The following is a 17,639-nucleotide window of genomic DNA, read 5'->3' as shown; positions in this document are numbered from 1 at the left end:
ATCTGCTTGCGGCACCTATTATCTGTGGTCAGGTCCCGAAACAGATATGTCAAGGCGGATCCGGCGAGGTGCCTCGGCGCGGGGCATGAGGGCCAGGCTCAGAGCCTGACAGCCGCTTTCGCGGTGAAGCCCGTGTGGGCGGGACGGGGCGTCTTCGAGCAGAACCGTGTCGATGGGGAGCGGTTCGCCGTGCACGGCGACGGCCCGGCCGCCGGTCTCCTCGAAAGCTGCGAGCTCCTGGCCGTACCGTTCGCTCGTTCTGCCCACGGCCACGATGGCTAGGACGCGCTGACGGCGCAGCTTCGGCATCACGTCTGCCGGGGCGTGGGAATCGGTTGCGGTGCCGACCATGGTGACGAGCAGGCCATAGTCGCTCGCGGCGTCCAGAACTCCCGCGGCGACTGCAGAAGTGAAGGGGGCAGCGAGATCCGCGACGAGCAGCGCCACGCAGTCGCTGCGCCCGCGGGCCAGGGTCTGAGCGTGAAGGTTGGGGATGTAGCCCAGTTCCCGGGCGGCGGCGAAGACGCGTTCGCGAAGCAGGGGGCTCGGGGCCCGGCGGGTTCCTGGGTGCAGGGCGCGAGAGGCGGTGGCGGGGGAGACGCCGGCCCGGGCGGCCACATCGTGCAGGGTGGGGGCCCGGCCTGGCCCCGCCGGCATGGCGGCGGGGTGGCCGGGCGGCACGGTCATGGCTGGAAGAGGCAGGTCGCCGATCGCGCGGCCAGGCGTCCGGGCTCGGCCGGGACCTGCGCGATCTGCTCGGTGAAGACGACGGCGCCGAGGTCGACCGGGGCGGAACGGTGGTTGACCACGACGACGGCGTTGCCGAAGCGCGCCACCTCCACCCCGCGCGTCGGTGGCACAGGTGAGGGGCCGGTACCGATCAGCGACTGGACGGGTGTGACGTCCAGCAGGACCAGTGGGTGCATCTCGCGCCGGCCGTATCTCGGCGGAACGATCGGCATGGTGCTGGTGCTGTAGGCGTATCCGTACTCGAAGCCGAACGAGATCACCTGCCCGTGGCCGACGCGGCTGCGGGCCAGGGCGGTGCGCCCGGATCCGATGTAGGTGGCCAGCGGTTCGTTCTGGTGTGTGAAGGCCACGGTGGACCAGCCGTGCGGGATGACGTCCTCGTCCCAGGCGATCGCGTCGAACTCCACCGCCTCCTCCTGCACGCCGAAGACCCGCTGGGCCACCGGGCAGTCGGGGCCGTGCAGCAGCGTGCCTCCGGCCTCGACCCAGGCGGCGAGGGCCTCGTCGAATCCGGGGTGGGGCAGAAGCGGCTCCAGGGGATCGGCGGGGACGGCGAGCACCCGGTAGGGCGTCAGCGCCCCTTCGGCGATCTGGTCGGGGTGGACGACGTCGGCGTGCCAGCCCAGGTCGACCAGTTGCCGGTGCCAGCCGAGCAGGTCGGTGCGGGTCCGCCCGTCCGGGTCCAGGCTCACCGGTTCGAGCAGGCTGGTGGCGGCGGGGAAGAGGACGGCCGTCTCCTGGGCCCGGAAGCCCTGCAGGCGGGGGATGACCTGGCGGGCCCAGTGGTTGGCGGTGCGCAGCGAGTCCTTGAACACCGTGTCGGTGCGGTAGAGCACGCCGCCGTCGTCCAGGCCGCTGTAACCGTAGACGTGCAGGGCGTCGGCGCCGTTGGCCACGTGCGTGGCCACGGCCTCGGCCGGGGAGACCACCTCGTAGACATCGGCGTTCACATGACGTCCGAGGTAGAGCCCACCGGTGAAGGGACGGTGGCCGTTGGCGCCGCGGGCGATCGAGGCCTCTACGGCCAGAGCGGCTGCGTTGGGCCGGTTCTCCGCGTCCAGCGGTGCGGCCAGGAAGAGCACCGAGTCCAACTGCTGGGCGCAGCGGAAGACGTCGAGGGCTCGGCCGCCGGTCTGCCATTCCGGGTGCCCGGGTGGGTTGAAGAAGTATCCCCACTGGTGCAGGACAGGTTCGACGAAAAGTGGTGTTTTCAGTTGGTTCCAGTGCTGGCGCATGGTGGCCAGGTACTCCTGGAGCACGTCGGCCAGGTACAGCTGGTTGTCCACCCACAGGCGCCAGCCGGGGGTGTTCTCCTGCCGGTCCTGCAGGGTGGGCAGGGCGCGCCCTACCCAGCTGAGTTCTTCCGGGCGCAGCCAGCGTTCGTGCGGTCGGAGATTGTCGAAGGAGTCGGCCTGCAGACCGTAGGCGAGCCCGAGGGCGGCCGGGTCGTTGTCGTAGCGGCGGGCCAGCCAGGACAGGTGGTGCCGGGTGCCGCGTTCGTCGAAGCTGGGCCGGGGCAGCGGCTCGAACATGGTCTGCATGACCACCCGGCCGTCGTCGCGGCGATGCATCCGCTTCCCGTACAGCTGAAGCAGCCCCTCTACGTGTTCCACCATCGTCTGCTGGGCCTGTGGAGCCAGGTAGTCGTAGGTGCCCATGAGTGAGCCGTCGGGCAGCACCGCCTCGCGGCCGCGCACGGGCGGAGTGTCGCGGATGGCGGGGTAGAGGTTGTCGCCGCACAGGTACAGGGCCAGGTGCGTGTGGTCGAGGCCGTGGCGCTCGGCCTCGTCCATGATCAGTTCCTGTCCGGCCACATACGGGCTGGCGGGTTCCCCGCGGTAGCGGGCGAAGAAGTCCTCCCAGGGCTTGGAGTCCAGATTGACACTGGTGAAACCCAGATCGGCGATCTCGGCGACGCCGCGGCGCAGAGCCTGCTGATCGCTCAGGAACGGCTCGAAGAAGTTGCCGAACCAGAGACCGAGGAACGGCTCAGACATCGTTGCCTCCGAGGACGGCCGCGATCCCGTGGGTCCGGGGCGCGGGACGAGTCAGGTTGTAGCGGGCCAGTTCTTCCAGGACGCTGCGGCCCAGGCGGGTCAGTTCGCTGCCGGTGGATCCGGCGACGTGCGGGGTGAGGGTCACGTTGGGCAGGTTCCACAGCGGGTGGTCGGCGGGCAGCGGTTCCGGTTCGGTGACGTCGAGGACGGCGCTGATCCGCCCGCTGCGCAGTTCCTCCAGCAGGGCGTCCTGGTCGACGACGGCGCCCCGGGCCGTGTTGATCAGGGTGGCTCCTGTGCGCAGGGCGGCCAGGCAGTGCCGGTCGATCATGCCGATGGTCTCGCCGGTGACCGGCACGTGCAGGGACACGACGTCGCTGTGGCGCATCAGCTCGAGCAGCCCGCACGAACGCATCCCGAGGGCGGCGGCTTCCTCGGCGCTCAGGTAGGGGTCGTGCACGAGCACCCTCAGTTCGGTGCCGCGCAGCAGTTCGGCGACCCGCCGGCCGGTGCGCGAGGCACCGATTAGGCCGACGGTGCGCCGGTAGTTGCCGGTGTCGAGCAGGTCCACCTCGCGGTCGATGAGGTCGCGCCGGGTGCGATAGATCCGCTCGGCGGCCCGCACCCGCTTGTTCGCCAGGATGATCTCGGCGAACGCGTACTCGGCGACGGGAACGGCGTTGGCCTCGGCCGCGCTGGTGACCAGAAGCCCGTTGCTCAGGGCGGACTCGTGGCTGATGATGCCCTCGGTTGCCCCACCGGTGTGCAGTACGGCCCGCAGGCGGGGCGTTCTGTCCAGCACGTCCTGGCTCAGTGGGGGGCAACCCCAGCCGGTGATCAGCACCTCCACCTCAGCCAGGCCGGCGGACGCCTCGGGTGTGTCGAAGTCCTCCAGCACGGGCAGTTTCAGCTCGGCCAGGTCGGTCAGGTCGTCCCAGACGCCGTCGAAGAGGTTGCCGGCCAGCCGGGCCGGTCGCATGGCCAGCGCGGCCACGGGGCGCCGGTGCGACGGGAGATGGTTCATTTGAGGGCTCCAAGGGTTACGCCGGTGCGCCAGAACCGCTGCAGGGAAATCATCACGGCCGCCAGCGGAATCACCGACAGCAGCGAACCGGTGATGACGATGCTGGTGAAGTCGACCGTGCCGGCGTTGCTGACCTGGCTCTGGCGCAGCCAGTTGTACAGGCCCAGTGAGAGGGTCCAGGTGTCGGAGTCCTGGAGCATGGTCACGGGCAGGAAGAAGCCGTTCCAGGAGGCGACGAAGGCCAGCAGGAAGACGGTGGCCCCGGCGGTGGTGAGCATGCGCAGCACGATGCTGAAGAAGATGCGCACTTCGCCGGCGCCGTCGATCCGGGCCGCCTCGATCAGCTCGGTGGGTACGGCGGCCTCGATGTAGACCTTCGACAGGTAGACGCTGAAGGGGTTGATGAAGGTGGGGATCAGGACGGCCCACATCGAGCCGACCAGGCCGATCTTGGAGAACAGGAGGTACAGGGGCAGGGTGAGCATCGAGTAGGGGATGAGGAACGAGCCGACCACCAGGGCCATCGACAGGGAGCGGCCCCGGTAGGAGAACCGGGCCAGGCCGTACCCGGCGGCCAGGGCGAGCAGGGTGCCCACGGCCGAGCCGAGCCCGGCGTACAGCAGCGAGTTCCCGGCCCAGCGCAGGAAGATGCCGCCGTCGTAGTCGAGGATCTGGCGTAGGTTGCCCCACAGTTCGAAGTCCCCGAACCACAGGCCGTTGGTCAGCAGCAGGTCGTTGGAGTTCTTGGTGGCGTTGACCAGCAGCCACCAGACCGGGGCGATCGAGTACAGCAGGTACAGGGTCAGGCCGATGCCGACCAGGCGCCGGGTGGCCGGCGAGACTTCGTTGATCACAGGGACTCCCGGGCCGAGAAGCGGTAGAAGAGCGCGGAGACCGTTCCGACGACCAGGGCCAGCAGCACCGAAAGGGCTGCGGCGTAGTGGTAGTTGCCCTGGGTGAAGGCCAGGTTGTAGATCATCATGATCGGGGTGAAGTCGGCGGTGACGGTCTCGGGCGAGGTGACCCGGAAGACCAGGGGCTCGGCGAAGATCTGCAGCATGTGGATGATCGCCAGCATCCCGGTCAGGACCAGGGCGCTGCGTACGTAGGGGATCTTGATGGACCAGGCGATGCGCAGCTCGCCGGCGCCGTCCAGGCGGGCGGCCTCGAACAGTTCCCGCGGCACCGAGCGCAGCGAGCCGTAGATGATCAGCATGTTGTAGCCGATCCCGACCCAGGTGAGCAGGTTGCCGATGCTGATCCACAACAGGCTGCCGGAGAACATGTTCACGTCGGCGCCGAACCACTCACCGGCCTGCGTGATCGGCCCCAGGCGGGGTGAGTACAGGTAGAGCCAGACCAGCGTGGCCACGATCGCGGGGATCATGTAGGGGATGAGCAGGCCCAGCCGGAAGAGCCGGGCGCTGCGGGCGCCGGCCAGGTCCAGGAGCAGGGCGGCCAGGAGGCTGAGCCCGAGCATGAGCGGGATCTGCACCAGGGCGAAGACGAACACGCGCAGGATGCTGAACCAGTAGTCGCCGTCCGACAGGGCCCGGGTGAAGTTGTCCAGACCGACGAAAACCGTTCGGGAGCCGCCGAGACCGTCGGTGGCCAGCTGCTCGGCGAACAGGCTCTGGTACAGGGCGTAGACGAACGGGGCGAGGAAGACGAGGGTGAACCCGGCGAAGAACGGCGCGGTGAAGGCCATTCCCTTGAGCCCGGTGATGCGGTTGCCGCCCGGGCGGGAGCGGGTGGGCCGTCGGGCCGGGGGAGGCGGCGGTACCGCATCCCCCGGCCGCGATCCGGCCGGCGCCCGGGTCGACTGGGTGCCGAAAGTCATGCGCTCAGCCCTCCGCCACCGAGACGCCCTGCTGCTTCAGGTCTTCCACGATCCAGGCCTGCAGGGACGGGGCGATCTCGGTGGCCTTGATCTGCCCGGCCACCGCCTTGCCCCACAGGTCCTGCAGCTGGGAGAAGGCGCCGGCCCAGTTCGGCCCGTAGGTCCAGTCGCCCAGCTGCTGTTCGGCGGCGGTGTCGACCACTGTGCTCCACCGGCCGGCGTGCTCGCCCAGCAGCTTGGTCGGCTCGGTGAGTGAGGTGTAGGCGGTGCCGTCCTTCACTGCGGGGTAATAGGCCAGGCCGGTGTCCGGGTCGGCCAGGGCCTTGAGCGACTCCGGGCCGGTGGACAGCCAGTGGGCGGCGAAGACGGCCGCGTCGGTGTTCTTGGTCTTGGCGTTGACGGCCAGGGCGCGGGTGAAGGAGGCGTTGCTGTCGGGGCCGCCCTGCCACTTCAGGTTGGGGGCCGGTTCCCAGGCGCCCAGGGACTGTTTGAGGTTGCTCTGCATGCCCTTGACCTGCCAGGTCGACAGCTGCCGGGAGGCGATGTCGCCCTTGTCGTAGCTCTGCATCATGGCGGCGTACTCGGCGTAGGAGATCTTGCTGAAAATGCCCTCTTCGAGGCCGCTCTGGAGGATCTCGGCGGCTTTGCGGGTCTGTGGGCCGTCCACGTTCACGTGCCAGGTGCCGTCCTTGAGGCTGTACCACTGGGCCCCGGCCTGCCAGGCCATGTAGATCAGGGTGGTGGGGTCCTCGCCGGCCAGGTTGTAGATGGAGACGCCCTGCTTCTTGAGTTTCGTTCCGGCGTCGAGGAATTCCTCGAAGGTGGTGGGGTAGTCCAGGCCGTTGCGCTCGAAGACCTCGGAGTTGTAGAGCATAAAGGTGGGGATGCTGGACAGCGGCACCGCCCACTGCCGGTCGCCGGTGGTCACGGCCGCGTTGGCGGTGTCGCTGTAGTCGCCCGCGATGCTGTCGTAGTAGCCGCTCAGGTCCGCGGCGATGCCCTCGGAGACGAACGAGGCCAGGTCGGCGGTCTGGGTGACGAACAGGTCGGGCCCGGATCCGGCCTGGAAAGCGTTGCGGATGTTGGTGTTCAGGTCCGTCTTCTCGACGAACTCGATCTGGATTCCCTGGTCGGCGAACTTCTGGTTGAACTGGTTCACCGCGGGTTCGACGGCGGCGTTGTCGTGCCACAACTGCACGGTCGTGGTGCCCCCGGACCAGGACTGCGGCACGTCCTTGGCCGTCGAGGGGGATCCGGACCCGGGCGACTCGCCGCCGCAACCGGTCAGCAGGAGCAGGGCTGTGGCGGTGGCTGCGGCCCACCGCGCTGTGGATGTCTGCACCGTTGATCTCCTCATCGAGACAGTAAGCGTTTACTGCCCCGTACAGTAAGGCTTTACCATGGGAGTGGTCCAGAGGGCTGGAGAGCCCGGACGGACAGGACGGCGAACGGGCCGTCGGCCCGGACCGGCGACCAGGACGACCGAGGCGACACAGCAGGCAGAGCGGACGGCCCAGGCAGCCCAGGCCGCGCAGACAGGCACAGCGACAGAGCAGGAGATCGGGCGTGGAGGGCACCACCAGGCGACGACGCCGGGCCACCGAGAGCGTGACCATCCGCGACGTGGCCCGGGAGGCGGGCGTCTCGACCGCGACCGTGTCCCGGGTGCTGGCCGAGAACTACCCGGTCGCCGCCGCCACCCGGACCCGGGTGCTGGAGGCGGTCGAGCGGCTCGACTACACCGCCAACCCCCACGCGCGAGCCCTGTCCGGCGCCGCCCCCGGCCCGATCGCCGTGCTGCTGGGCGACATCACCGGCCCGTCGTTCGCGGCGATCGCCCAGGGCGCCGAGCGGGAGGGCCGCGACGCCGGGCGGTTGTGCCTGGTGGGCACCACCGACGGTGACCCGGAACGGGAACTGGCCCTGGTCGAGATGATGCGCGAGCAGAAGGCCGCCGCCGTGATCCTGCCCGGCGGGGTGTGGGGCACCGAGGAGTTCCACCAGCAGATGGCCCGCTACTCCAGTTCTCTGCGGGCCTCGGGCGGGCGGCTGGTGCTGTGCGGGCGCCCGGCCCTGGCCGACGACACCGACGCGATCAGCATCCAGTACGACAACGAGGCCGGGGCTGCGGCCGTGGCCCGCTACACCGCCCAGGCCGGGCACCGGCGCTTCCTGCTGCTGCCCGGCGCCGAGGGCTTCTCCACGGCCGAGGAACGGCTGATCGGCTACCGGTCGGCCCTGGCCAAGGCGGGGGTCGGGCCGGACGGGATCGTGGTCAGGCACGTCCCGTACAACCGTGACCAGGCCCGTCGCGCCGTCCTGGACGTGCTCGACGCCACGCCCGCGTCCGATCGCCCCACGGCGGTGCTGTGCGGGGCCGACGTGATGGCCGCCGGTGTCCTGGAGGGGCTGCGCAGCCGTGGCCTGCGCTGCCCGCAGGACGTGTCGGTGACCGGGTTCGACGACGTGCCCGGGGCGCGGGACATGAACCCGGCGCTGACCACGGTCCGGGTGCCGTACGAGGAGATGGGGGCCCGGGCGGTGCGGATGGCCCTGTACGAGGAGTCGCCGGCCCGGCCGGTGCACCTGAAGACCGAACTGATCGTGCGCGACTCGGTCGGCCCGGTGCCCGGCCGGGCCTGAGGGTCAGCCGGGCACCGGGTAACTCACGTCCACCCGGTCGAAGGCGGCGCTGAAGGTGGTGCCGTTGTGGTCGTCCGCGCGCAGCGCGGCCATCGCCCCGGTGAAGCGCAGCAGCCCGGCGCAGTCGTCGGAGACCGGGCGCGAGGGCAGCCGGGCCACCTCGGCCCAGGTCAGTGCGTCGTCACTGAACTGCAGGCTCACCCACCGCCGGTTCAGCTCGGAGCGCAGATGCACCGGGCCGGAGGGCGCGGGGTGCTGGATCCCGGCTGTCACCAGCCCGCTGGGCGAGCTGCTCTCGGCCGTCACCACGCGCCGTCCCTCGTCGTCCAGGCTCAGATGGATGTAGTGGTAGCCCAGCGCGTCGTACCAGATCGCCAGCCCGGCCCGCTGGCCGACGTCCGTGGGCTCGGCCTCGACGACCGTGGTGACCACGGCCCGGGACTCCTGCAGGCGGGTGGCCACCACCGACTGGTCGAACCGGGAGGCGGGGAACTGCCCGCCCACCAGGTGCAGCCGGCTCGAGCGCAGGTCGAGCCAGTCCGCACCGGCCGGCCGGCGCAGCGTGGACCACACGGTGGTGTCGAGCTCCGGCTGGTCGAACTCCTCCACCAGCCCGGCCGCGACCGACGGACCCGAGGGCTGGGATGGCTGGGAGGGCTGGGCCAGCGTCGAGGTCACGTACTCGCGGGGCAGGACCGAGCCGGTCGGCTCGCCCCGGTCATCGGCCAGGCGCAGCCACCCGTCCTCGGTCCAGGTGACACGCTGCAGGCAGGTCTCACGGCCGGTGACGCACAGCCGTCCCTGCTCGTCGGTCACCGGACGGGAGGCGAGATGCACGAGGTACCAGGCGCCGTCGTCCGTGCCGATCAGTTCGCCGTGCCCGGCCTTCTGCAGGCTCGCCCCCGGATCGTCGCGGCTGGTCAGCAGGCTCGGCCACGGGTCCCACTCGTAGGGGCCCAGGACGTGACGGGACCGGGCCATCGTGATGCCGTGGTTCCAGCCGGTACCGCCCTGGGCCAGCATCAGGTAGACCCATCCGCCGCGCCGGTAGAGGTTCGGGCCCTCGATCAACTCCGACGAACGCAGCACCACCCGCGCCGGACCGATCAGCTGCTGCTGCTCACAGTCGTACTCCTGCACGCTGATCCCGCCGAAGCGGGCCCGCCCGGGCCGGGGATCCCACTGCACGCAGGCCAGCCAGTGCCGTCCGTCCTCGTCGTGGAAGATCGAGGCGTCGAAACCGCGCGAGCCCAGGGAAATCGGCTCCGACCACGGACCTTCCGGTGACTCGGCGGTGACCAGGTAGTTGTCGAGGTCCTTGGCGGCTGCGCCGCTGGTGCGCACCACCGTGTACACCACCCACAGACGGCCGTGGGCGACGCTGATCGACGGAGCCCAGATGCCGCCGGAGTCCGGCACACCCCGCAGGTCGAGCTGCTCGGGCCGGGTCAGGACGTGCCCGGCCACCTGCCAGTGCACCAGGTCGGGGCTGGAGTGCAGACGCACGCCCGGGAACCATTCGAAGGTACTGGTGGCCAGCAGGAACTGGTTGTCCCAGCGGACGATGCTGGGGTCGGGCTCGAAACCCCTGAGGACGGGGTTGTGGACGTTGTGGTTCATCGCACCTCTTCGGGGAAGGGGAGTTCGCGGACAGCAGCAACGGCAGCGGCCAGGGCCTGCGACAGCGGCGCGACGTGCGGGTACCAGGTGCGTTCCCACTCCAGGGACAGCGGGCCGCGGTAGCCGCCGGCGCCCAGCAGGTGGGCGGCCTCGGTGAGCGGCACGGCGCCGGTGCCCTGGAGGACGGGTGTCAGGTCACGCGGCGAGGCCACGTCCTTGATCTGCACGTATCCGTGCCCCGCGCGCAGCACGGGCCCCAGAGCCTGCCAGGTCTCGGGCGGGGTCTCGCCGACGCGCCATGGGTGCAGCAGGTCCCAGATCACCCCGCCGCCCTGGGCGAACAGGGCCGGATCGACCAGGTCGATGATGCGGCGCAGGTCAGTGCCGCGGGGATGGGAGTCGTGGGTCTCCAGGACGACCCGCACACCGAGGTCGCCGGCCACGCGGGCGGCCCGGGCCAGGCACTCGGCCGCCGTCGCCTCGTCGCGACGGCGATCGCCCGCCGGCGCCGGCACGCGGTCGAAGGGGGCCGGGGCCGCGGGCAGGCCGGGAAAGATCCGCACGTGGTGCGCGCCCAGGTCGCCGGCCAGTTCCAGATGGCCGATCAGTTCGTCCATCACCGGCCCGGTGCTGTGTGCCTCGCCCAGGCGCACCCCGGTCGCCAGGGACAGCAGGCTGATGCCCCGATCGCGCAGGTCCTGACGCAGTCGGTCGCGATCGGTACGGGGCATCGCCGGCGTGTAGGGGCCCTCGGGCGGGCACCGCAGTTCCAGCCAGGACACCTTCAGCCCGGCCAGCAGGCCGAGCACGTCGTCCAGGGGTTCCTGCGGTGCCCCGAGGGTCGATGCACCTATGGCCCAACGGGTTTCAGTAGCACTCGTCACTGACTGCTCCTCGTTCTGTCCGGCGGGCCGACCGCTCGGCTCGCAGCCCGGCCGCCCGATCCGAATAGTAAACGATTACTGCTACGGTGACCGCGTCGGATCACGTTCCCCGCAAATCACGGACGAAGAGGTTCTTGATGCCACGACGTCACTCCACATTCCCCACGCTCCCGCGCCCCGCACGCCGGCTGCTCCTGTCCGCGTTCGTCGCCCTGGGCCTGCTCGCCGGCCTGGTCACGCCCGCGCTTCCCGCATCCGCCGCCGAGCCGACGCTGCCGGCCATCCGGAGCACCACCAGCCAGGCCGGTTTCCTGCACCCGGGCATCGGCCTGAGCGCCGCCGACGTGAACAACGCCCGCACCCAGGCAGCAGCCGGGGTCGAGCCGTGGGCCGGCTACTACCGGGCCATGTCCCAGTCTCGCTACGCAGCAACGAACTACGTCGCCGACAACGCCGGGCCCACCGATCGTCAGCCCAAGTCGGACGCCTACAACGCGGTGTCCATGCGACAGCGTTCCAACCGCGACTCCATCGGCGCCATGACCCAGACCTTCATGTACCTCTTCACCGGGCATGAGGTGTACCGCCGGAACGCCCTGTACACCCTGCGCACCTGGAGCAGCCTGGACCCGGCGAAGTACGCGAAGTTCCCCGACTCGCACATTCACACCCCGGTTCCCATGTACCAGTTCGCGGTCGCGGCCGAGTTCCTGCGGGCCACCGACCCGGAAAACGCTGACTACGAGGGCTATCCCCTGGCCTGGACGGCCGAGGACAACCAGCGCTTCACCGGCAACTTCCTCACGCCGAACCTGAACACCTTCCTGACCTCACCCGACCACTACCTCAACCAGCACAACTACGGGGTGATCGGGGCCCTGGCGGCCGCCCTGTTCATGGACGACGCCGACCTGTACCAGCAGCGCGTGGAGTGGTTCACGGTCAACTCCGGCTTCGACGGCGTGGGTGACTCCAACGGGTCACTGAAGGCGCTCTTCCGCAAGATCCCGGCCAAGGATCCGCTCAACCCCTACGGCAAGGCGTTCGTCCAGCACCAAGAGATGGGCCGCGACCAGGCCCACGCCTGGGGTGACGTGATCAACTTCGCCCAGCTGGCGCGGATCCTGCACACCCAGGGCACCCGGGTCGACCCCCAGCGCGGAACGGTCAGCCGGGCCAAGAACGCGGTCACCCCCTACGCCTTCATCGACCGGCGCATCCTCGAAGGCAGCGAAGTCTTCTACCGTTTCATGAGCGGCCAGGACGTGCCCTGGATCGACACCACCGGTGGGGCAGGCTCCCTCTCGCCCGCCTACCGGGGCCGGCTCTTCGACGCCATGCAGGAGATCTATCTGCAGTACCGCTACGTGGCCAAGGTCGACGTGGCAGCCCAGGCCCCTGCTGTGGCCCAGGCCTGGGAGCAGCGCGACGGACCACTGCACTGGCGCGGAACCGTGCAGGAGAACTTCAACAACGGCAGCTACTACCAGGGACAGGAGTACTGGCTGGCCTTCCCGCCCCAGCTGGCCAAGCAGGACCTCACCGTGCCCGGGCCGGGGGAGTCCAACCGGGTGACCGCGGCCGACCGGGCCCACCTCCTGGGCAAGGGGGCCAGAACCCGAAAGGACTCCGGTGGCAGCTACCTTGAGCTGAACGCCCGATCCGGACGGGCAGGGGCGGCCATCCGTAACATCTTCTGGTACAACACCAAAGCCTCCTCTCTCGTCGGCCTGCTCGTACGTTCGGACGGGCCGGTGAACCTTCGGGCTGCGGCCACCATGGACGGGAAACCCTATGCCAGCGTGCCGGTTCCCGACACCAAGGGAGCGTGGCGGTACGTGTGGTGGGACATCGGGACCAACGAACTGGCGCAGTCCGCAGTAGGAGAGAACATCCTCTTCCTCGACGCGACCGGCACCGGCACGCTCGACGTGCGCACCCTCGTCCCCTCCGCCAACGGCGTCATCACGCCGCCCACCTTCCAGACGGGGCGTTCGCTGTCTCTGACCTACGTCGCCGGTGAACAGCTGACATTCGAAACCGGTTTGGAGGACGACGGTTCCGTCAGCGCCACGCTCGAAGGCTCCCCGGCCGGGGTCGAGGTCTCCGCCGACGGCAAGCTCACCTGGACGCCCCCGGTCAAGGCCGCGGGCAAACACACCTTCCGGGTGGTCGCCGACGACGGCACCACGGTCACCGCCCTTCCGGTCACCGTGACCGTGGCCAAGGACCGGGCCGCCGCCGTGACCCAGATCGCCGCCGGTGCTGACTCGGACACCGTGTGGACCGCCGGATCACAGCAGGCCTTCGATGCAGCCCTGGCCGGCGCCCAGGGAGCCGTCAACGGTAGTGCCGGCGAATTCTCGGTCGCCTTGGAAGCGCTACGCCGGTCGGTGCTGGCTCTCGAACCGCTGAACCCCCGCCTGAGTGACGGAACTGTCGACTTCACCAAGGTGACCACCTCTGCGCAACTGGCCCCGCACGTCCTCAAATCACTGGTGGACGGCAGCAACCATTCCCACTGGGGCGACCTGCGCATCCCCGCCGTGACGTTCGACGCCGGAGCCGGGTACCGCCTGCGCCTGGACCGGGTCGGCCTGCAGGCCCGCAACACGTTCCCCAACCGCAGTCAGGGGACGAACGCCTACGGATCCGACGACGGGCTCACCTGGACCCGGCTCACCACGTCGGAGAACACCGGGAACGACGCATCGGTCGAGTATCTGGACGTGGATCCGCAGTTGCGTCAGAAAGGTTTCCGGTACGTGCGACTGCAGGTGGACCACCCCGGAGTGCCCACCGACCCGGCCTATCCGGGCATCTGGTCGATGGCCGAGGTCCGGTTCGACGGCGAACGTCTCCAGACGCGATGAGATGAAAGACGTCCTGACTCGGAACCTTGCCGCTTCGAGTCAGGACGGCCGCGCCCAGGCATCACGGCGCACGTCAGCGGCTGGGGCGGTGCAGGTGGTCCACCGTGATGGTCAGGACGACACGCTGCTGGGCCCCGCCCCCGAATCCCGGATAGTCGCGGCCCAGGTACTTGTTCGACAGGGCGTTGATGTGTTCGCCCGTGGCGTCGGGCTCGACCGAGATCACCTGGCCCCGCACCGCCCAGGAACGCAGCGGCTGGTCCGGGTGGGCGAGCCCGACGGCCACCCGGGCATCGGCCTGGATGTTACGAGTCTTCTGGTGTGTGGCAACAGTGTTGATGACGATGTGCTCGCCGTCGGTGCCGACCCAGGTCTGGGTGACCTGGGGAGAACCGTCAGGCATCAGGGTGGTCAGGAAGCAGATCGCTCGGGAGTCGAGAACGGTGCGCAGGTCGTCGGGCAGCATCAGGGTGTCCTGTCAGGCTTGTCAGTCTTGTAGAGCAGGTCGATGATGTCCTCTTCCGGGCCGGGAGAGGACAGGTCGGCGTGGCGCAGGCCGGCCAGGGCGATGGTCAGGGCCCGGCGCCACAGGTCCGGCGCCGTGTCGTGCGTGGTGTCCAGGAGGCTGCCGACCATCAGGTAGACGGCGGCGAAGTCGGCGGCCGTCACCTCGGGGCGAAGCTGCCCGGCGGCGACGGCCCGGGCGATCATCCCGGACACCAGGTGGGTCATCTGCTCGCGGCCGCGGCGCACCAGGTCGTACGGCTGCCGGCGTCCGCGCAGCAGTTCGGCCAGGCCGCGATGCCCGGCCTCCATCTGCAGTTGCCGCTCCAGGAAGTCGCTGAGCCCCTTCCAGGCGTCGGGGTCGGCCGCACATTCCTGCGCCAGAGCCGTCACCGCGTCGATGTGCTCGGCGAACAGGGCATCGATGAGGTCGTCCCGCTCGGGAAAACGGCGGTAGATCGTGCCCATGCCCATCCCGGCGGCCCGGGAGATCTCCTTGTACGAGACGTCCAGCCCGCCGGTGGCCATCAGGTCGTAGGCGGTGTGGAGCAGATGACGCCGGTTGCGTTCAGCGTCTCCGCGCAGAGGCGGCGCATCGGTCATGGGGTTCAGGGTAGGGATGCCGCCACCTGGGTCTGCGCTCGCAGCGGGGCGAACGTGGCACGGATCTCCTGGATCAGGTCGTGCGGCCTCTCCAAGGCTGCGAAGTGCCCGCCGTGCGGCAACTGGGCGTAGTGCACGACATTCTCGTAGCGCCGTTCGATCCAGCGCCGCGAAGCCTGAACCGCCTCCCCGGGAAAGATACTGAAGCCGGCCGGTACCGGGTTGGGCTCGGGGGCAGCGAAACTCGCCGTGGCACCGCGCTGGGCCTCCCAGTACAGGCGCGCCGAGGACGGGCCGGTGTTGGTCAGCCAGTACATCATCACGTCGTCGAGGATCTCGTCGCGGGAGATGACGTCCTCCGGGTTGCCCCGGCTGTCGGACACGTCCTGGAACAGTGTGTAGATCCAGGCGGCCAGCCCCACCGGGGAGTCGGCCAGCGAGTAGCCGATGGTCTGCGGCCGGGTGGCCTGTTCCTTGCTGTAGCCGTCCAGTTCGCTGCGGTACCGCTCGCCCATGGCCACCATGCGCTGCTCCTCGGCCGTGGCCTCGGCGATCTCCTCGGGGGTGGGAAACACCATGGGCAGGTTGAAGTGCAGCCCTCGCACGCGTTCGGGGGCCTGACGGCTGATCTGCTCGATCACCGCGGCGCCCCAGTCGCCGCCCTGGGCGAACCAGGACGGGTACCCCAGGCGCAGCATCAGGGTGATCCAGGCGTCGGCGATGCGGGCCACGTCCCATCCGGTGGTGCGGGGCCGTTCGGAGAAGCCGAAGCCGGGCATGGAGGGGATGACCAGGTGGAAGGCCTGGCGGGAGTCGCCGCCGTGCGCGGCCGGATCGCTGAGAGGGCCCAGGAGGTGCCGGAACTCGAGGATCGAGCCGGGCCAGCCGTGGCACAGCAGCAGCGGCACGGCATCGGGTTCGGGGGACAGGACGTGCAGGAAGTGCACGTCCAGGCCGTCGATCTGGGTCTTGAACGAGCCTGCCGCATTGATGTCCTGCTCGGCGCGCCGCCAGTCGTAGCCGGTGGCCCAGTGCTGGCAGAGGTCACGGATGCGGCTCAGCTGGGGACCCTGGCTGCCGTCGGGCACGGTCTCCTGGTCCGGCCAGCGGGTGGTCAGCAGCCGCTGGTGCAGCGCCTGCAGGTCTGCCTCGGCAACGCTGATGGGGAACGGCTCGACGAGCGGATCCATGGGTTTCTCCAAGGGCGGGGCGGGTGGTGGACCCATCATGACATGAAGTTGAACCACCGTTCCAGTTGGAATAATGGTTCAACTTCACTGCCGGGTTCGCAGCTTCCTAACGGGAGAAGGAGCCGGCGCTCATCTGGGCCATCGATGTGCCCTCTCAGTTGGTGACGGCGAAAGTGCTGCGCAGCCGAGGAATCCGCCGCAGCAGAAGCTGATCCACCAGTAGCACCAGGACCAGCGAGGCGCCGAACACGGGCAGGAAGACACCCAGAGCAGCCAGCAGCAGCGCCACCCACCAGGTGCTGCGGATGGGCAGCTTGCCGCGCGGTGCGCCCAGGCCGGAACCTGCAGGGCGGCGGCGCCACCACATGGTCGGGCCGGTGACGCACAGAACCAGCACGCCCACGCAGAAGGCGAAGCTGACCCAGAAGTTCAGCAGGCCGAAGCGGCGTCCCTCGTGCAGGGCGATTCCCTGGGAGACGGCCTGGGCCAGCTTCGGGTAGTCCTGGTACCCGTACGTGGACACTACCTGTCCGCCGAACTGGTCGACGTGCACGGTTTTTTCGTGACCCGGGTCGTGAAAGGCGTAACCGATGACCGAGAAGACGTCACCATCGTCCTCTGGTATTGCCACTGTCATCGGATGCCGGAGCCCCTCGCGGGCTCCCACCAGCAGAGCGGTGTCGATGTTGGCGACGCTCTGACCGTCGGCCACGCTCGTCGGATCCGAGGTAGGAACCTCGTCCTTGCCCAGACCCCAGGGCACGTCGACTTTGTGGCTGTGCGGCAGGGATTCGTCCAGGGTGGACGTCGGGCTGGACTGTGCTCCCGGGTCGTTGCTCCACAAGCCGCTGCCGTGCTCAGCCGTCCAGTTCTGCACCTGGGTTCCCCAGATGCCGGTCCAGGGAAGGCCGGTCACGACCAGCAGGAGCAGGCCCACACCGGTAACAGCGCCGATCCAGCCGTGCCGGTTGCGCAAGGCCGATCCCTTGGCGCGGGCTGCGAGCCGCCGGAGCCGGGCCTTGCGGCCCTTGAGGAAGATCAGGTAGCCGGTGACGGCCATGACGATGGCCCAGCAGGAACCCAGCTCCATCACGAATTCGCCCACTGAGCCGGCCATCAGGTCGCCGTGCAGGCGGATTGCACCGCCGCTGAGGGTGGTGTCGGGGTTCAGGTCGCCGAGTACCTGCCCGGTCCAGGGGTTGACGAACACGTCGCGGCTGGAGCCGTCGGGCATGACCCCGGAGAAACGGGACGCCAGATCCGGGGACGTGGGTTCGGTCGCCGAGGCGATGCTCAGGTCGGGGTAGGCCTTCTGCACCGCGGTGAGCTGGGCGGCGTAGGGGGTCTGTTCCTGGCCCGCCTGTGGTTGCACAGTCATGACGTCGGCGTGCAGGGCCGGCTCGATCTGGAAGCGCAGCAGGTAGATGAGACCGGTGACGGCCAGGACGGCCAGCACGGGGATGACCAGAAAGCTGGCGTAGAAGTGCCAGCGCCAGAACGCCCGGAACCAGCCCTGCTGGCCCTTCGCGCGGGTGCGCGCCGGATCGGATGGACGGGGCTGGTGTGGGTTGTGTTGTGCGGTTGCGGAAGACACGGGTGGCTCCAAAGAGCATGCGTAAGGACGCGACCGGTCGGGTCGCGAAGGCAAGGAGACGCGGCGTCGGGGCGGGCTGGGCGAGAAAAGAACAGAGGACGGCCCGGGGCGGCGCGC

The 17,639-nt window shown here is 69.5% G+C and carries 14 protein-coding genes; 2 read left to right on the top strand and 12 right to left on the bottom strand.

The features are described from left to right. Window positions 1-18: 18 nt before the first annotated feature. From QSK18_RS18330 to QSK18_RS18305, 6 genes are all read right to left on the bottom strand, one after another. Window positions 19-687, bottom strand: a complete 669-nt coding sequence (locus QSK18_RS18330; protein ID WP_232809798.1) for a LacI family DNA-binding transcriptional regulator — start codon at window positions 685-687, stop codon at window positions 19-21. Next, entirely contained in the window at window positions 684-2,747 is a 2,064-nt protein-coding gene (locus QSK18_RS18325) for a hypothetical protein (protein ID WP_232809799.1), read from the bottom strand. The genes QSK18_RS18330 and QSK18_RS18325 overlap by 4 nt, the downstream gene beginning before the upstream one ends. Beyond that, complete coding sequence (locus tag QSK18_RS18320; RefSeq protein WP_232809800.1) at window positions 2,740-3,771, bottom strand: hydroxyacid dehydrogenase; 1,032 nt, start codon at window positions 3,769-3,771, stop codon at window positions 2,740-2,742. Before QSK18_RS18320 ends, QSK18_RS18325 begins: the two co-directional genes overlap by 8 nt. Then, on the bottom strand, window positions 3,768-4,625 hold the full coding sequence (locus QSK18_RS18315; protein ID WP_232809801.1) for a carbohydrate ABC transporter permease: 858 nt from the start codon (window positions 4,623-4,625) through the stop codon (window positions 3,768-3,770). Before QSK18_RS18315 ends, QSK18_RS18320 begins: the two co-directional genes overlap by 4 nt. Further along, window positions 4,622-5,479, bottom strand: coding sequence for a carbohydrate ABC transporter permease (locus QSK18_RS18310; RefSeq protein WP_408622842.1), 858 nt, complete (start codon window positions 5,477-5,479; stop codon window positions 4,622-4,624). Before QSK18_RS18310 ends, QSK18_RS18315 begins: the two co-directional genes overlap by 4 nt. Before the next feature lie 136 nt (window positions 5,480-5,615). After that, on the bottom strand, window positions 5,616-6,953 hold the full coding sequence (locus QSK18_RS18305; protein WP_232809803.1) for an ABC transporter substrate-binding protein: 1,338 nt from the start codon (window positions 6,951-6,953) through the stop codon (window positions 5,616-5,618). Between the two features lie 224 nt (window positions 6,954-7,177). Between QSK18_RS18305 and QSK18_RS18300 the strand changes: the two genes are divergently transcribed. Next, window positions 7,178-8,254 (top strand): LacI family DNA-binding transcriptional regulator, encoded by a 1,077-nt coding sequence (locus tag QSK18_RS18300; protein ID WP_232809804.1) that lies wholly within the window; start codon window positions 7,178-7,180, stop codon window positions 8,252-8,254. Between the two features lie 3 nt (window positions 8,255-8,257). Here QSK18_RS18300 and QSK18_RS18295 read toward each other — a convergent pair whose 3' ends face one another. Together QSK18_RS18295 and QSK18_RS18290 are read right to left on the bottom strand one after the other, a co-directional pair. Then, a complete protein-coding gene (locus QSK18_RS18295; protein WP_232809805.1) occupies window positions 8,258-9,874 on the bottom strand; it encodes a glycoside hydrolase family 43 protein in 1,617 nt (538 codons plus the stop codon). Next, window positions 9,871-10,758, bottom strand: a complete 888-nt coding sequence (locus QSK18_RS18290; RefSeq protein WP_232809806.1) for a sugar phosphate isomerase/epimerase family protein — start codon at window positions 10,756-10,758, stop codon at window positions 9,871-9,873. Before QSK18_RS18290 ends, QSK18_RS18295 begins: the two co-directional genes overlap by 4 nt. Window positions 10,759-10,895: 137 nt before the next feature. On the opposite strand from QSK18_RS18290, the gene QSK18_RS18285 reads away from it, so the two are divergent. Further along, the gene (locus QSK18_RS18285) at window positions 10,896-13,631 is read left to right on the top strand and encodes a putative Ig domain-containing protein (RefSeq protein WP_232809807.1); all 2,736 of its coding nucleotides are present in this window, start codon (window positions 10,896-10,898) and stop codon (window positions 13,629-13,631) included. A gap of 73 nt (window positions 13,632-13,704) precedes the next feature. Here QSK18_RS18285 and QSK18_RS18280 read toward each other — a convergent pair whose 3' ends face one another. The 4 genes from QSK18_RS18280 to QSK18_RS18265 all read right to left on the bottom strand — a co-directional run bounded on the left by QSK18_RS18280 (window position 13,705) and on the right by QSK18_RS18265 (window position 17,522). Then, complete coding sequence (locus tag QSK18_RS18280; protein WP_232809808.1) at window positions 13,705-14,097, bottom strand: PPOX class F420-dependent oxidoreductase; 393 nt, start codon at window positions 14,095-14,097, stop codon at window positions 13,705-13,707. After that, window positions 14,097-14,738, bottom strand: coding sequence for a TetR/AcrR family transcriptional regulator (locus QSK18_RS18275; RefSeq protein ID WP_232809809.1), 642 nt, complete (start codon window positions 14,736-14,738; stop codon window positions 14,097-14,099). The genes QSK18_RS18280 and QSK18_RS18275 overlap by 1 nt, the downstream gene beginning before the upstream one ends. Window positions 14,739-14,743: 5 nt before the next feature. Next, the gene (locus tag QSK18_RS18270; protein ID WP_232809810.1) at window positions 14,744-15,928 is read right to left on the bottom strand and encodes an epoxide hydrolase family protein; all 1,185 of its coding nucleotides are present in this window, start codon (window positions 15,926-15,928) and stop codon (window positions 14,744-14,746) included. Window positions 15,929-16,082: 154 nt separating this feature from the next. After that, window positions 16,083-17,522, bottom strand: coding sequence for a PepSY-associated TM helix domain-containing protein (locus QSK18_RS18265; protein ID WP_285620965.1), 1,440 nt, complete (start codon window positions 17,520-17,522; stop codon window positions 16,083-16,085). Between the last annotated feature and the right edge of the window lie 117 nt (window positions 17,523-17,639).

This window comes from Kineosporia sp. NBRC 101677 (assembly GCF_030269265.1).
Classification (GTDB): Bacteria; Actinomycetota; Actinomycetes; order Actinomycetales; family Kineosporiaceae; genus Kineosporia; species Kineosporia rhizophila.
Note: the sequence above shows the minus strand (reverse complement) of the source record. Positions and strands in the feature narration are given on the sequence as shown.

Coding starts and splice junctions, on each gene's coding strand:
- QSK18_RS18275 (WP_232809809.1), bottom strand. CDS start 14,738: ATGACCGATGCGCCGCCTCTGCGCGGAGACGCTGAACGCAACCGGCGT.
- QSK18_RS18310 (WP_408622842.1), bottom strand. CDS start 5,479: ATGGCCTTCACCGCGCCGTTCTTCGCCGGGTTCACCCTCGTCTTCCTC.
- QSK18_RS18320 (WP_232809800.1), bottom strand. CDS start 3,771: ATGAACCATCTCCCGTCGCACCGGCGCCCCGTGGCCGCGCTGGCCATG.
- QSK18_RS18270 (WP_232809810.1), bottom strand. CDS start 15,928: ATGGATCCGCTCGTCGAGCCGTTCCCCATCAGCGTTGCCGAGGCAGAC.
- QSK18_RS18330 (WP_232809798.1), bottom strand. CDS start 687: ATGACCGTGCCGCCCGGCCACCCCGCCGCCATGCCGGCGGGGCCAGGC.
- QSK18_RS18325 (WP_232809799.1), bottom strand. CDS start 2,747: ATGTCTGAGCCGTTCCTCGGTCTCTGGTTCGGCAACTTCTTCGAGCCG.
- QSK18_RS18295 (WP_232809805.1), bottom strand. CDS start 9,874: ATGAACCACAACGTCCACAACCCCGTCCTCAGGGGTTTCGAGCCCGAC.
- QSK18_RS18280 (WP_232809808.1), bottom strand. CDS start 14,097: ATGCTGCCCGACGACCTGCGCACCGTTCTCGACTCCCGAGCGATCTGC.
- QSK18_RS18285 (WP_232809807.1), top strand. CDS start 10,896: ATGCCACGACGTCACTCCACATTCCCCACGCTCCCGCGCCCCGCACGC.